The sequence below is a fragment of the Rhizobium sp. BK591 genome (assembly GCF_014195045.1).
Classification (GTDB): domain Bacteria; phylum Pseudomonadota; class Alphaproteobacteria; order Rhizobiales; family Rhizobiaceae; genus Rhizobium; species Rhizobium anhuiense.
The window spans coordinates 324,770-339,056 of sequence record NZ_JACIAZ010000003.1; the positions used below are offsets into that span (position 1 = coordinate 324,770).

Here is a 14,287-nt window from a genome sequence, read left to right on the forward strand (position 1 = left end):
TTTTGCTACACTCTAGCAAAATTTTTCTGTTGACAAGATTTTCGTTCAAGTCCTTATAAATACGCGCTTTTTCTGGCCCGTTCATTTTGCGGGTGCGAACATGCGCTTCCGGGAGGTTGCCAACATCCGTTGCGGGTTTCCTTCCTGCCGCGAAGCGGCTATGAACGCTCCCACATCAACAATTGCCTTCGATTCCGCTTGCTGCGGGATCTCAACTGCTTCGGAATCCGCCATGCGTCTGTCTCGCTTTTTCATGCCCATCCTCAAGGAAAATCCCAAGGAGGCGGAAATCGTCTCCCACCGGCTGATGCTGCGCGCCGGCATGATCCGTCAGCAGTCGCAGGGCATCTATTCCTGGCTGCCGCTCGGCAAGCGCGTGCTCGACAAGGTCAACGCCATTATCCGCGACGAGCAGAACCGCGCGGGCGCCATCGAGCTGTCGATGCCGACGCTGCAATCGGCCGAACTCTGGCAGGAAAGCGGCCGCTATGACGCCTACGGCAAGGAGATGCTGCGCATCAAGGACCGCCAGGATCGGCCGATGCTTTACGGCCCCACCAACGAGGAGATGGTAACGGATATTTTCCGCTCTTCCGTCAAATCCTACAAGGACCTGCCGCTCAATCTCTATCACATCCAGCTGAAATTCCGCGACGAGATCCGTCCGCGCTTCGGCACCATGCGCTCGCGCGAATTCATGATGAAGGACGCCTATTCCTTCGATCTGACGCGCGAAGGGGCGGAGCATTCCTACAATAAGATGTTCGCCGCCTATCTCAGAACCTTCGATCGGTTGGGCCTGCGCGCCATTCCGATGCGCGCCGACACCGGCCCGATCGGCGGCAATCTCAGCCATGAGTTCATCATCCTCGCCGACACCGGCGAATCCGAAGTCTTCTGCCACAAGGATTTCGTCGGTTTCGATATTCCCGGCGAACACACCGATTTCGACAGCGTCGAGGGCCTGCAGGCGATCTTCGACAAGTGGACCTCGCTCTATGCGGCGACCTCGGAAATGCACGATGAGGCGGCTTTCAACGCCGTTCCCGAAGGCGACCGGCTTTCGGCGCGTGGTATCGAGGTCGGCCACATCTTCTATTTCGGCACCAAATATTCCGAGCCGATGGGCGCAAAAGTGCAGGGACCGGACGGCAAGGAACACTTCGTCCACATGGGTTCCTATGGTATCGGGCCGACACGCCTTGTTCCCGCCATCATCGAAGCATCGCATGACGACAACGGAATCATCTGGCCGGCATCGGTCGCGCCCTTCGATGTCGTGGTGATCAACATGAAGGCGGGCGATCAGGCCTGCGACGATACCTGCGAGCTGATCTATGCCGCGCTGAGCAAGGCCGGCAAGGATGTGCTCTACGACGATACCGACGATCGGGCCGGTACGAAATTCGCGACCGCCGACCTGATCGGCGTGCCCGTCCAGATCATCGCCGGCCCGCGCGCGGTCGCCAACGGCGAAGTTGAAGTGAAGGACCGCAAGACCGGCGCCCGCGAAACGATGACCATCGAAGCGGCGATCAACCGGTTCGTGGCTTAAGGAAACGGAGGCGAAATGGCAGAGGCAGCAGTGGACCGGAGTTCAAAATCCGGCTTGGGTCCGGCTGGCAAGCCATTTTCCACCTTCGAACGCCTCGTGGCGTGGCGTTATCTGCGCGCCCGCCGCAAGGAGGCCTTCATCTCGGTAATCGCCGGCTTCTCCTTCGTCGGCATCATGCTGGGCGTTGCGACGTTGATCATCGTCATGGCCGTTATGAACGGCTTCCGCACCGAGCTCGTTTCGCGCATTCTCGGCATTAACGGCCACATGATCGTCCAGCCGGTCGACGGCCCCTTCACCGATTATCCCGCTCTCAGCGGCAAGCTCGCCGCCGTACCCGGCGTCAAGATGGCGCTGCCCTTGGTGGAGGGCCAGGTGCTCGCTTCCGCCCAGGCCGGTGGCAGCACCGGCGCGCTGGTGCGCGGCGCCCGCGCCGACGACCTGACCAAGCTCAAGACGATCTCCGACAACATCAAATCCGGCGATATGGTCGGCTATGCCTCCGGCGACGGTGTGCTGATCGGCACCCGCATGGCCGACCAGCTCGGTCTGCGCGTCGGCGATCTCATTACGCTGACGTCGCCAGATGGTGACATCACGCCGATGGGCGTCAGCCCGCGCATCAAGTCCTACAAGATCTCAGGCCTCTTCGAGATCGGCATGTCGGAATATGACTCCTCGATCATCTTCATGCCGCTCGAGGAAGCGCAGCTCTATTTCAACGCCGAGGGGCTGGTGCAGTCGATCGAGCTCTTCGTCGACAATCCGGACGATATCGACGATCTCAGGCCCAAGGTGGAGGAGGCGGCCGGCCGCCAGATCGCCATTACCGACTGGCGCCAGCGCAACCAGACCTTCTTCTCCGCACTCCAGGTCGAGCGCAACGTCATGTTCATGATCTTGACGCTGATCGTGCTTGTCGCGGCGCTGAATATCATTTCCGGCCTCATCATGCTGGTGAAGGACAAGGGCAGCGATATCGCCATTCTGCGCACCATGGGCGCCACCGCCGGTGCGATCATGCGCATCTTCTTCATGACCGGGGCAGCGATCGGCATCGTCGGCACTATTGCCGGCGTTCTGCTCGGCGTTCTCGTCTGCGTCAACATCGAATCTGTCCGCCAGTTCTTCTCCTGGATATCAGGCACCGTACTCTTCAATCCGCAGGTCTATTTCCTCAGCCAGTTGCCGGCCGAAATGGATCTCAGCGAAACGATCTCGATCGTCGTCATGGCGCTGACGCTGTCCTTCATTGCGACCATTTTCCCCGCCTGGCGTGCCTCAAAGCTCGATCCGGTGCAGGCCCTGCGCTACGAATAAGGAATGCCGCCTTCATGAAACGCAACGTCGTTCTCAAGCTTACCGGCGTCGAGCGCCATTACGGGCAGGGCGATACGCTGCTCCCGATCCTGAAGGGCGCAGATTTTTCGATATCGAAAGGCGAAATCGTCGCTCTCGTCGCCCCTTCCGGCACCGGCAAATCGACGCTGCTGCATGTCGCCGGCCTCCTGGAGCATCCGGACGGCGGTGAAGTCAACATCAATGGCCATGCCTGTGACGGCCTGAGCGACGATAAACGTACCGCGATCCGCCGCAGCGAAATCGGGTTCGTCTACCAGTTCCACCACCTGCTGCCGGAATTCTCGGCGCTCGAAAACATCATGATGCCGCAGCTGATCGCCGGGCTTTCCTGGAAGGAAGCCGGAGAGCGGGCCGCCCAGCTTCTCGATTATATGCGCATCGGCCATCGTGGTTCGCACCGCCCGGGCGAGCTTTCCGGAGGCGAGCAGCAGCGCGTTGCGATCGCCCGCGCCGTCGCCAATGCGCCGACCCTGCTTCTTGCCGATGAGCCGACCGGCAATCTCGACCCGGAAACGGCAAGCTACGTCTTCGACGCGCTGGAAGCGCTGGTGCGCCAGTCCGGCCTTGCCGCCCTGATCGCCACCCACAATCACGAGCTTGCCCGCCGCATGGATCGGCGCGTCACGATCTCCGACGGCAAGATCGTTGATTTCTGAGGCTGTGCTCAGGGGATGACCAGCCCGCCGCGATAATCGAGCGCATAGGCCTTCTGGCCGTCGACCATGATGCATTCATGGCCGGTGAACCGCGCACAGCCGCCTTCGCTGCTATCGATATAGCGGCCGAACGGATGATCGAATTCCATGCCGTCCAGAAACCGGCCCTCTCGATACATCGCCGAAAGTGCAGCCTTGATCACCGCTCCGGCTGCTGTGCCGTCGATGAGCTCAGGCGCAATGACGCAGCCGAAATAATTCATCGCCCAGGCGGGCTCTCCGGCAAACCACACCACTTCCTGCCCGGCGAAATCGGTGCCGCCGAAATAGCTGTCGAGATAGCGCCAGTCACCGCGTTCGTAACCGATATCGTGGGAACCCGGCCGGCACGGCGCGCGCGGCACGCCGCCCCCGACATAGGTCGCAGCCTTCGCCTCCACGATGAATTCATTCAGCATCGCAATGTCGAGCATGTCGTTCTCCCTTCGGCCCGATGCTGGCAAATAGGTCGCGACATGTAAAGAACAAAAAGAGAACTTCTGGTGGAGTAAGCGCATCACTTTGAGGGGAAGGCGGCCGCCCGAACACGATGTCTGGTCTGTGGGGGCGGGGCAAGGGCATGGCGGCCCCAGATCACAACAAGTGCCAGTTCGTGCGATTCGCCGCGCGCATCCGGGATTTTCCACACGCAAGAAAGAAGGAAAAGATTCCTGTTGACAACGGAACATACATGGAACAAATTGAAAACATAACGAGTAAAGGAGAGCCCGATGACTGACATGATCCGTGATATCGCAGCATTTACCTCCATCGCAATGTTCGTTGCCAGCTTCTCGCTCATCGTGATGGCGATCTAAAGTTTTCAGGGGACCGCATGGCAATCATGCGGTCCGGAGGCGGGACTTCTTCTGGACATCATCGCCCTCTATGCCGACAATGCGTCCGATTCATTCGGGTGATTGGGAAGGCATGTCATGGCGGATACGGCAAAGGGTTCAACGGGTGAGGCGACCGGCGGCACGCCGGGTTTCATCCACCTGAGGGTCCATTCCGCCTATTCGCTTCTCGAGGGCGCTCTGCCGCTGAAGAAGATCCTCTACAAGGCGACCGGCGACAGCCAGCCGGCGATTGCGATCACCGACACCAACAATCTGTTCGTCGCCCTCGAATTCTCCCAGAAGGCGATGGACGAGGGCCTGCAGCCGATCATCGGCTGTCAGGTCTCGATCGACATGGGAGATGGGTTGGAAACGGAAAAGCGCGGCGGCCAGCAAGCCCTGGTCAAGCTGCCGTCGATCGTTCTTCTCGCCGCGACCGATGCCGGCTACGAACGGCTCGTCGATCTCGTCAGCCGGGCCTATCTCGGCGGCGAAAGCAACCAGGCCGTTCATATCAAAGCCTCCTGGTTGGAAGAGGCCGGCACGGAAGGGCTGATCGCATTGACCGGCGCCCCGACCGGCCCGGTCGACATGGCGATCAGGGAAGGACATCCCGCCCAGGCGGAGGCCCGACTGCTCTTGCTGAAGCGTCTCTTCGGCGACAGGCTCTATGTCGAGCTGCAGCGCCACGGCACCTACGACAAGCGGCACGAGCAGAAGATTGTCGGGCTTGCCTATGCCCACGACCTGCCGCTGGTTGCGACCAACGAGGCCTTCTTTCCGACGCGCGACGATTACGACGCCCATGATGCGCTGATGGCGGTCGCGCACAACGCCATCGTCTCCGACGACAGCCGCTTTCGCCTGACGCCCGATCACTATCTGAAGAGCCGGGCCGAGATGGCCAAGCTCTTCGCAGACCTGCCGGAAGCGCTGGAAAATACCATCGAGATCGCCAGGCGCTGCTCCTTCGTGCTGAAGACCAGAAAGCCGATCCTGCCGCGCTTCACCGGTGCGACCGACGATGCCGAGGAGGCCGAACGCGCCGAGGCGAGCGAGCTGCGCCGCCAGGCGGTCGAAGGGCTGGACATGCGGCTGGCCACGCTCGGCATGTCGCCGGGTTACGAGGAGAAGGATTATCGCGAGCGGCTGGATTTCGAGCTCAGCGTTATCGAACGCATGCGGTTTCCCGGCTACTTCCTGATCGTTGCCGACTTCATCAAATGGGCCAAGCAGCATGACATTCCCGTCGGTCCCGGCCGCGGCTCGGGCGCCGGTTCGCTGGTCGCCTATGCCTTGACGATCACCGACGTCGATCCCTTGCGTTTTTCGCTGCTCTTCGAGCGCTTCCTCAATCCCGAACGCGTCTCGATGCCGGACTTCGACATCGACTTCTGCCAGGACCGCCGCGAAGAGGTGATCCGCTACGTCCAGGCCAAGTATGGCCGCGAGCAGGTGGCGCAGATCATCACCTTCGGTTCGCTGCAGGCGCGCGCCGCCCTTCGCGACGTCGGCCGCGTGCTGGAAATGCCTTACGGCCAGGTCGACAAGATCTGCAAACTGGTGCCGAACAACCCGGCCAATCCGACCCCGCTGTCCAAAGCGATCGAAGAGGAGCCGAAGCTGCAGGAGGAGGCGGCTAAGGAACCGGTTGTCGCGCGCCTGCTCGATATCGCCCAGAAGATCGAGGGACTTTACCGCCACGCCTCGACCCATGCCGCCGGCATCGTCATCGGCGACCGCCCGCTTTCCAAGCTGGTGCCGATGTATCGCGATCCGCGCTCCGATATGCCGGTCACCCAGTTCAACATGAAATGGGTCGAGCAGGCCGGCCTGGTCAAGTTCGACTTCCTCGGTCTGAAGACGCTGACGGTGCTGAAGGTCGCTGTCGATTTCGTCGCCAAGCTCGGCATCAAGGTCGATCTCGCGGCCATTCCTCTCGACGACAAGAAGACCTACGAGATGCTGTCGCGCGGTGAAACGGTCGGCGTGTTCCAGGTGGAAAGTGCCGGCATGCGCAAGGCGCTGATCGGCATGAAGCCGGACTGCATCGAGGACATCATCGCGCTGGTGGCGCTCTATCGTCCGGGCCCGATGGAGAACATCCCGACCTACAATGCCCGCAAGCACGGTGACGAAGAGCTGGAATCGATCCATCCGATGATCGACCACCTGCTCAAGGAAACGCAAGGCGTCATCGTCTACCAGGAGCAGGTGATGCAGATCGCCCAGGTCCTGTCCGGTTATTCGCTGGGTGAAGCCGACCTTCTGCGCCGCGCCATGGGCAAGAAGATCAAGGCCGAGATGGACCAGCAGCGCGAGCGCTTCGTCGTCGGCGCCGTCAAGAACGGCGTGTCGAAGCCGCAGGCCGACAATATCTTCGAACTGTTGGCGAAGTTCGCCAATTACGGCTTCAACAAGTCGCATGCCGCCGCCTACGCCATCGTCTCCTACCAGACGGCCTACATGAAGGCGCATTATCCGGTCGAATTCCTCGCCGCCTCGATGACGCTCGACATGTCCAACACGGAAAAGGTCAATGACTTCCGCCAGGATGCCAAGCGCCTCGGCATCGAGGTGATCGCACCCTCGGTGCAGACCTCCTTCCGCCATTTCGAAACCGGCGACAACCGCATCTACTACGCGCTCGCCGCCCTCAAGGGCGTCGGCGAATCCGCCGTCGACCATATGGTCGAGGTGCGTGGCGACAAGTCCTTTGCCAGCATCGAGGATTTCTGCCTGCGCATCGATCCGCGCCAGGTCAATCGGCGCGTGCTCGAAAGCCTGATCTATGCCGGCGCCTTCGATTGTTTCGATATGGACCGCGCCCAGCTAGCCGCCGGCCTCGACCGCGTCCTCGGTTATGCCCAGCGTGCCCAGGAGAACAAGCTGAGCGGCCAGTCGGACATTTTCGGCAGCACGCTGACCTCGGGACCTGAGAAAATCTCCCTGCCGCCGTTCTCGCCCTGGCTCCCCTCGGAGCGGCTGCTGAAGGAATTCCAGGTGCTGGGCTTCTATCTCACGGCCCACCCGCTCGATTCCTACAACAACATCCTGCAGAAGATGCGGGTGCAGACCTTTGCCGAATTTTCCCAAGCGATCAAACAGGGCGCGGCCAATGCCCGGCTTGCCGGCACCGTCATCTCCAAGCAGGAGCGCAAGACCCGCACCGGCAACAAGATGGGCATCATCGTCTTTTCGGATTCTTCCGGCCAGTTCGAAGCGGTGCTGTTTTCGGAAATGCTGAACCAGTATCGCGACGTGCTGGAATCGGGAAAATCCTTCGTGCTGACGGCCACCGGCGAGGAGCGGCCGGAGGGCATCGGCCTGCGCATCCAGACGATCCAGTCGCTGGAGGAAAAGTCGCTGCAGATGCAGAAGGCGCTGCGCGTCTATGTCAGAGATTCCGGGCCGCTCAGGATGGTGGCCGGCCATCTGAACGCCAAGGGCGACGGCCTCGTTTCCTTCATCGTCATCAAGGAGGAGGGCAAACGCGAGGTGGAAGTGGCGCTGCCGGAGAAATACCGCATCACCCCGGAGATCGCCGCCGCCCTTCGCGCCGCCCCCGGTGTCGTCGACGTCGAGCTTGTTTGATCAGCCCCGCGTCACCCGCGGGTGATCGTGATGAAATCCGTGCCTTCGCCGGTCTCCCGGCCGAGGCCGGTATCGGAGATCGTCAGCGTCGAGCCGGGCGCGATCAGCGCATCGATCCTGCGGCGGGTCTCGTCGGGGATCGTGATGCGGCTGAGTGAACGGGCGATCGGCTTGCCCGTGACGATCGAGCTTTCCTGATTGGTGATGCCGAGCCGCTTCATCGTCTCGCGGGAGAGATTGTTCTCGAGCGTGATGCCGAGCCAGTCCGCCGTACCGGCCTTTTCATCGACCGCGTGCAGCGTGAAGAAATGTGTGCCGAGCGCCAAGCCCGGATCGGCGATCGTCACCGGCGCTTCGAAGATCGGCTTGAAGGCCTGCCGCACCATGATGACACCATTCGGCGGCGCACCCTTGCCGGTTGCGGCATAGACTTCCTTGAGGAGCGTGTCGGAGACCAGGCTCCTGTCGCCGGCAAATTCCGCCGGCCGCAGCGCCCTGAAATCCTTGATCGCCTGCACGGTCGACGGGCCGAGCAAGCCGTCCGGATCGCCGGCGGAAAAGCCGAGCTGGTTGAGCAGGGTCTGGATGTCGATCACCGTCTCGCGCAGCGTCCGGCGCGTGATCAGCATGCTGATCGGCTCGGACGGCGGTTCGGGTTCGGGTGTTGCGGCCGGCTGTATTGCCGGCATCGGCATCGCAGCCGTGTCGTTCATTGCCACCTGCACTGGTATCCCGGGGCTGTCGGGCATGGAGGGCCGCAGCTCCACATCCGAAAGCAGCGGCATGGCCGCCGGTGCGTCGGGATGGAAAAGGGTCGGGTGGTCGATCGGCTGCGGCACGACTTCGCCGTCGCTGATGATGACGGGAACACCGGGGTCGGTCATGCCATAAAGCATTTTGGCGAAGGCGCCGGGCATACGCACGCAGCCATGCGAGGCTGGATAACGCGGCACCGAATTCGATTCATGCAGCGCGATGCCGGACCAGGTCAGCCGTTGCATGAACGGCATCGGGGCGTTGGAATAGAGATTGGATTCGTGGTATTTCTGCTTCTCGAGCACCGAGAAGATGCCGCTCGGCGTCGTGTGGCCGTCCTTGCCGGTCGAGACTTTCGAGGTCGCGACGACCTCGGTGCCATCATAGACCGCAAGCGACTGCTTGTCCTTCGAGACGATGATCTGCAGCGTGCGCGCATCCACAGCAAGGGCAGGGTGCACGAGTGCGGTGGCCGACAGCAAGCCGAGGCCGAAGACGAGACGCGAGAACATGATACCCAACCATACGCAATACTTGTCCGGCAGATTATGGGACGAAGTTTAAGGAAGATTTTATAGGCCGGGCTTGATGTTGCCCTCACGCGTTAGTGATCGCGTTTGCCGCCGCCGAACGTATAGCCGGTCTCGACCGTCTTCTTGCCGAACTTGTCGCGCAGCTTGTCCATCGCTGCTTCGGCGGCCGCTCGCCGGCCCGATTGCTGGTCGATGAGGTCGGGCGGATCTGCGCGGGCGGCGTCGCCGAGATCGGTGACGCCGATGCCGAGCAGTCGGAACTTCGTGCCGTCGGTCTCTTTTTCGAGAAGCTCGAGCCCAGTGCGGAAGATCTTGTCGGCAAGCTGGGTCGGGTCTTCCAGCTTGCGGTTGCGGGTGCGCGATTTGAAATCGGCGCTCTTCATCTTCAGCACCACTGTCTGGCCGGCAATGCCGCCTTTCTTCAGCCGCCAGGAGACCTTTTCGGAGAGGTTGCGCAGGATCGGCACCAGCTCCTCATGACGCGAGATGTCGTCGAAAAAGGTCGTCTCGGACGAAACGCTTTTGGCCGCATCGTTGAGATGCACCTCGCGGTCGTCGATGCCGCGCGACAGCCGTGCGAGCCGCTGGCCGATGCTGCCATAGCGGCGCATCAGGTCGTTCTCCTCCATCTGCTGCAACTGGCCGATGGTGCGGATGCCGTCCGCTTCCAGCGTCGCCGCAAAAGCCTTGCCGACGCCCCAGATCGTGGTGACCGGACGCGGCGCCAGGAATTCGACCGCTTCCTCACGGCCGATGACGGAAAAGCCGCGCGGCTTCTGCAGGTCGGAGGCGACCTTGGCGAGAAATTTGCAGTAGGAAAGCCCGACCGAAACGGTGATGCCGATTTCCTTTTCGACGCGGCGGGCGAATTTGGCGAGCGTGCGCGCCGGCGGATCGTGATGCAGCCTCTCGGTGCCGCCAAGCTCCAGAAAGGCCTCGTCGATCGACAGCGGCTGCACCAGCGGCGTCAGATCCTGCATCATGGTCCGCACCTGCCGCCCGACCCGGACATATTTTTCCATGTCGGGGCGGATGACGATCGCCTGCGGGCACGCCTCCAGCGCCTTGAACATCGGCATGGCCGACCGCACGCCGTGGATGCGGGCGATATAACAAGCGGTGGACACCACGCCGCGTTTGCCGCCGCCGATGATGACGGGCTTGTCGGCAAGTTCCGGATTGTCGCGTTTCTCCACCGCTGCGTAGAAAGCGTCGCAATCGATATGCGCAAGCGTCAATGCGTAGAGTTCACGATGGCGTACGAGACGGGGGCTGCCGCAGGAAACGCAACGGCGCGCCTCGCCCTTCTGCTCGGCAAGGCAGTCGCGACAAAAGCCGGGTGTCTTGTCAGGCGCAGGCGTCATGATGAGAACAAAGATTGAACGCCGGGACATTACGCCTTAAGCTTCCGAGTCACAAGAGACGCGGGAGCTTTGCCTTTGGATGACGACCTTCGTTTCGAGCCGGTCACCTCAGAGCGCTGGGACGACTTCGAAATCCTGTTCGGGCCGCAGGGTGCCTTCTATAACTGCTGGTGCGTTGCGCTGCGCCTGCCGCATGCGATCAGGACCGAGATGGCGCCCGACGAGCGCAAGGCGCATATCCGGGAGCGGATCAAGGCAGGCCCGCCGCCGGGCATTCTCTGTTATGCCGACGGCACGCCGGTCGCCTGGGTGCAGGTCGGGCCGCGTCATGACGTGCCACAGTTCAATTCGCCGCGCACCGTCTCGCGGCCGCTGGAGGAAGACGATGCGCATGATCCGTCCATCTGGGCCGTCAGTTGCTTTTTCCTGCTGCCCAAACTGCGCGGCAAGGGAATGAGCCATCGCCTGCTCGCCGCCGCGATTGATCATGCCCGGCGCCAGGGAGCGCGGCTGCTCGAAGCCTGCCCGATCGATCATGTGAAGCAGTCGAAATCCGTGACGCTCTGCATCGGTTCGACGGCGATCTTTGATGCCGCCGGTTTCGAAACGGTGGCGCGGCGCAAGGACGGCCGTCCGCTCATGCGGCTGGAACTGCGCGAGTGACCGCGCCGGACAGAAAATGCGCCTCGATGAGTTCGGCCACATGCGTCCAGTCCGTAGCGCGGGTAATGTCATCGGCGGCCGCCGGTGCGAAACGATGGACAGGTGAGTTCGGCATCAGATGAATGAGCAGGCAATCGGCGACGTGATCCCTGACGGAATGCAGATTGCGCGCCATATCATCGATGAAGACGACGGGAAGGGAGCGGCTGGCATGCAAGGCGTGAACGATCGGCCCCTTGGGCTGTTCGGTGGCAAGCAGCGGAAAAAGCAGGCCCATCCTGTCGAGCAGGCGACGGCGCTGGTCCTGGAACCGCGGCTGCATGGCCGTCAGGAAAAGCACATCGGCCTCTTCGGAAAGCCGGTCGAGCGTTTCGACGACGCGATCGAGCGGCGTCTGCCACTGCTCCTGCGCTTCGAAGAACTCCTCGATCAGCCGACTGACCTGCTGATCCTCGATCTCCGTGCCATCCGCCTGCGAGACGATGTTGCCGTGAAGCCGGAACGATCGCGGCAGAAACGCATGCCCCTGGCTCTCGAGGAAAAGCTGGAAGGGACCGATGAACTGCAGCACGACGTCGTCGACGTCGCAGACGATCAGCGGCCGTTCGCCGAGGCGAATATGCGAGATGTCGAATTCCCCGGAGGTCACGGTCAGTATTCTCCGGAATCGAGGCCCGGCGAAGAGAAATGCCGCCAGGCGGCGGTCACCGTCTCCGGGCTTATGCCGCTTGCCGCGCAGAAGGCCAAGGCCGTCGGTTCGTGGTTCATCAGGAAATCCATCATGCCGGCGAGAAATCCCGGATCGTTGACGGCGTTGCGCACCTGGCCGGGCGCCACACCCGTCAGGGCGAGAAAGCGGCCGAACATGTCGGGATCGCCGGCAAGCCAGCCGAGCACGGCAATCGCCGTCTCGTGCGGGTCGGCTGCCAGTTGTTTCGATGTCTTGAAGTTGCTTTGCATTTCGCGGGGTAAGTTACCTTTTCTTCAACCAAATACCGGTAGCGTGCGCTATCGGTTTCACGCAGCTTTTGTCCGCATGTGCCTTTCTCATGGGACGAACCGCTGCGCGAACGGACGTAGGGACAGCTTGTCATGCCCAAACAGGTGATGATTGTAGAAGATAACGAGCTCAACATGAAGCTCTTTCGCGACCTCATCGAGGCGTCCGGTTATACCACGATCCAGACCCGAAACGGCATGGAGGCGCTGGATCTGGCGCGCAAGCATCGCCCCGATCTCATCCTCATGGACATTCAGCTTCCCGAGGTCTCCGGCCTCGAAGTCACCAAATGGCTGAAGGAAGACGACGAGCTGCATGTGATTCCCGTCATCGCCGTCACGGCTTTCGCGATGAAGGGCGACGAGGAGCGGATCCGCCAGGGCGGCTGCGAGGCCTATGTTTCCAAGCCGATCTCGGTTCCAAAATTCATCGAGACGATCAAGACCTATCTGGGCGATGCTTGACGCATCGGAAAGACACTTATGACTGCGCGAATACTGGTGGTTGACGATATTCCGGCCAACGTGAAGCTGCTTGAGGCGCGGCTGCTCGCGGAGTATTTCGACGTGATGACCGCAGCCGACGGCTACACGGCGCTGGCGATCTGCGAGCGCAACCAGGTCGATCTCATCCTGCTCGACATCATGATGCCCGGCATAGACGGTTTCGAGGTCTGCGAACGGCTGAAGGCGAGCCAGAAGACAGCCCATATTCCAGTCGTCATGGTCACCGCGCTCGACCAGCCGGCCGATCGCGTGCGCGGCCTGAAGGCTGGCGCCGATGATTTCCTCACCAAGCCGGTCAACGATCTGCAGCTGATCTCTCGGGTGAAGAGCCTGCTGCGGCTGAAGACGTTGAGCGACGAGCTGCGCATCCGCTCCGATACCGCCCATACGATGGGCATCGACGACCTCGCGCGGGCAGGCGAGGGCCGCGCCGATGAGACCGCTCAAGTGTTGCTCGTTGACGGCCGCGCCAATTCGCAGGAGCGCCTCGTCAAGGCGCTGAAGCCGGTCGCCGACGTGCTTGCCCTTTCCGATCCGCAGGCTGCCCTCTTCGAGGCGGCCGAAAGCGCCTTCGATCTCGTCATCGTCAATGCCAATTTCGATGACTACGATCCGCTTCGCCTCTGCTCGCAGCTGCGCTCGCTGGAGCGCACGCGCTTCCTGCCGATTTTGATCATCACCGAGCAGGGCGCGGACGACATGGTGGTGCGCGCGCTCGATCTCGGCGTCAACGATTACATCATCCGCCCGGTCGATCCCAACGAGCTTGTTGCCCGCAGCCTGACGCAGATCCGCCGCAAGCGCTACAACGACCGCCTGCGCGCCAGCGTCAAGCAGACGATCGAGCTTGCCGTCACCGATCCGCTGACCGGCCTTTATAACCGGCGCTATCTCGACAACCATCTGAACGTACTCTTCAACCGTTCGATGGCCCGGGGCCGACCGCTTTCGGTGTTGATCACCGATATCGATCGCTTCAAGCAGGTAAACGACACCTACGGCCATGACGGCGGCGACGAAGTGCTGCGGGAATTCGCAAATCGCGTCCGTTCGACCATCCGTGGCGCCGATCTCGCCTGCCGCTACGGTGGCGAGGAATTCGTCGTCGTGATGCCCGACACCTCGCCGGAAATTGCCGCTACTGTAGCCGAGCGCCTGCGCGCGGCGATCGAAAGCGCTCCCTTCATGCTGAAACACGCCGGCCAAGCGCTGAACGTCACCGCTTCCTTCGGCATCGCCTCGCGGATTGCGGCGGTACTGACCCCGGACCAGCTGATGAAACAGGCGGATCTGGCCCTTTACGAGGCCAAGAATACCGGCCGCAACCGCGTGGTCGCCGCAGCCGCCTGACGAATCAGTTGCCGCCATAGGCACCATTTGCGGGTTTTCCACCGCTGTAAGCCAATCGTTACCGATTTTT

13 protein-coding genes are annotated in these 14,287 nt (G+C 61.7%); 7 read left to right on the forward strand and 6 right to left on the reverse strand.

The annotated features are described in order from the left end of the window. Nucleotides 1-81 precede the first annotated feature (81 nt). A complete protein-coding gene (locus FHX10_RS14635) occupies nt 82-234 on the reverse strand; it encodes a hypothetical protein (protein WP_164735936.1) in 153 nt (50 codons plus the stop codon). Here FHX10_RS14635 and proS point away from each other — a divergent pair. The 3 genes from proS to FHX10_RS14650 are packed head-to-tail and all read left to right on the forward strand — an operon-like array spanning nt 233 to nt 3,573. Then, nucleotides 233-1,555 (forward strand): proline--tRNA ligase, encoded by a 1,323-nt coding sequence (proS, locus tag FHX10_RS14640; protein WP_047616535.1) that lies wholly within the window; start codon nt 233-235, stop codon nt 1,553-1,555. The two genes, FHX10_RS14635 and proS, sit on opposite strands and share 2 nt — an antisense overlap. Before the next feature lie 15 nt (nt 1,556-1,570). Next, entirely contained in the window at nt 1,571-2,875 is a 1,305-nt protein-coding gene (locus tag FHX10_RS14645; protein ID WP_047616538.1) for a lipoprotein-releasing ABC transporter permease subunit, read from the forward strand. A gap of 14 nt (nt 2,876-2,889) precedes the next feature. Then, nucleotides 2,890-3,573 (forward strand): ABC transporter ATP-binding protein, encoded by a 684-nt coding sequence (locus FHX10_RS14650; protein ID WP_097543033.1) that lies wholly within the window; start codon nt 2,890-2,892, stop codon nt 3,571-3,573. An 8-nt stretch (nt 3,574-3,581) separates the two neighbouring features. On the opposite strand, the gene FHX10_RS14655 is transcribed toward FHX10_RS14650, so the two are convergent. Beyond that, the gene (locus FHX10_RS14655; RefSeq protein WP_063474312.1) at nt 3,582-4,046 is read right to left on the reverse strand and encodes a DUF5680 domain-containing protein; all 465 of its coding nucleotides are present in this window, start codon (nt 4,044-4,046) and stop codon (nt 3,582-3,584) included. A 501-nt stretch (nt 4,047-4,547) separates the two neighbouring features. Here FHX10_RS14655 and dnaE point away from each other — a divergent pair. Further along, nucleotides 4,548-8,045, forward strand: coding sequence for a DNA polymerase III subunit alpha (dnaE, locus tag FHX10_RS14660; protein ID WP_097543034.1), 3,498 nt, complete (start codon nt 4,548-4,550; stop codon nt 8,043-8,045). 11 nt (nt 8,046-8,056) lie between these two features. On the opposite strand, the gene FHX10_RS14665 is transcribed toward dnaE, so the two are convergent. Continuing rightward, nucleotides 8,057-9,313, reverse strand: coding sequence for a L,D-transpeptidase family protein (locus tag FHX10_RS14665; RefSeq protein ID WP_097543035.1), 1,257 nt, complete (start codon nt 9,311-9,313; stop codon nt 8,057-8,059). 92 nt (nt 9,314-9,405) lie between these two features. Beyond that, nucleotides 9,406-10,698 (reverse strand): DNA polymerase IV, encoded by a 1,293-nt coding sequence (locus FHX10_RS14670; protein ID WP_184389987.1) that lies wholly within the window; start codon nt 10,696-10,698, stop codon nt 9,406-9,408. 75 nt (nt 10,699-10,773) lie between these two features. On the opposite strand from FHX10_RS14670, the gene FHX10_RS14675 reads away from it, so the two are divergent. After that, on the forward strand, nt 10,774-11,361 hold the full coding sequence (locus FHX10_RS14675; RefSeq protein WP_097543036.1) for a GNAT family N-acetyltransferase: 588 nt from the start codon (nt 10,774-10,776) through the stop codon (nt 11,359-11,361). Here the strand turns inward: FHX10_RS14675 and FHX10_RS14680 are convergent. Together FHX10_RS14680 and FHX10_RS14685 are read right to left on the reverse strand one after the other, a co-directional pair. After that, nucleotides 11,336-12,010, reverse strand: a complete 675-nt coding sequence (locus FHX10_RS14680) for a hypothetical protein (protein ID WP_097543037.1) — start codon at nt 12,008-12,010, stop codon at nt 11,336-11,338. The genes FHX10_RS14675 and FHX10_RS14680 overlap by 26 nt on opposite strands. 2 nt (nt 12,011-12,012) lie before the next feature. Then, the gene (locus FHX10_RS14685) at nt 12,013-12,321 is read right to left on the reverse strand and encodes a DUF3572 domain-containing protein (RefSeq protein WP_047616556.1); all 309 of its coding nucleotides are present in this window, start codon (nt 12,319-12,321) and stop codon (nt 12,013-12,015) included. Between the two features lie 132 nt (nt 12,322-12,453). Between FHX10_RS14685 and FHX10_RS14690 the strand changes: the two genes are divergently transcribed. Continuing rightward, on the forward strand, nt 12,454-12,825 hold the full coding sequence (locus tag FHX10_RS14690) for a response regulator (protein ID WP_003547430.1): 372 nt from the start codon (nt 12,454-12,456) through the stop codon (nt 12,823-12,825). An 18-nt stretch (nt 12,826-12,843) separates the two neighbouring features. Then, nucleotides 12,844-14,217 (forward strand): PleD family two-component system response regulator, encoded by a 1,374-nt coding sequence (locus FHX10_RS14695; protein ID WP_063474317.1) that lies wholly within the window; start codon nt 12,844-12,846, stop codon nt 14,215-14,217. Nucleotides 14,218-14,287: the final 70 nt, after the last annotated feature.

Bases quoted from the DNA above. Each gene is read 5' to 3' on its own strand.
- proS (WP_047616535.1), top strand. From the start codon at position 233: ATGCGTCTGTCTCGCTTTTTCATGCCCATCCTCAAGGAAAATCCCAAG.
- FHX10_RS14635 (WP_164735936.1), bottom strand. From the start codon at position 234: ATGGCGGATTCCGAAGCAGTTGAGATCCCGCAGCAAGCGGAATCGAAG.
- FHX10_RS14645 (WP_047616538.1), top strand. From the start codon at position 1,571: ATGGCAGAGGCAGCAGTGGACCGGAGTTCAAAATCCGGCTTGGGTCCG.
- FHX10_RS14650 (WP_097543033.1), top strand. From the start codon at position 2,890: ATGAAACGCAACGTCGTTCTCAAGCTTACCGGCGTCGAGCGCCATTAC.
- FHX10_RS14655 (WP_063474312.1), bottom strand. From the start codon at position 4,046: ATGCTCGACATTGCGATGCTGAATGAATTCATCGTGGAGGCGAAGGCT.
- dnaE (WP_097543034.1), top strand. From the start codon at position 4,548: ATGGCGGATACGGCAAAGGGTTCAACGGGTGAGGCGACCGGCGGCACG.
- FHX10_RS14665 (WP_097543035.1), bottom strand. From the start codon at position 9,313: ATGTTCTCGCGTCTCGTCTTCGGCCTCGGCTTGCTGTCGGCCACCGCA.
- FHX10_RS14670 (WP_184389987.1), bottom strand. From the start codon at position 10,698: ATGACGCCTGCGCCTGACAAGACACCCGGCTTTTGTCGCGACTGCCTT.
- FHX10_RS14685 (WP_047616556.1), bottom strand. From the start codon at position 12,321: ATGCAAAGCAACTTCAAGACATCGAAACAACTGGCAGCCGACCCGCAC.
- FHX10_RS14690 (WP_003547430.1), top strand. From the start codon at position 12,454: ATGCCCAAACAGGTGATGATTGTAGAAGATAACGAGCTCAACATGAAG.
- FHX10_RS14695 (WP_063474317.1), top strand. From the start codon at position 12,844: ATGACTGCGCGAATACTGGTGGTTGACGATATTCCGGCCAACGTGAAG.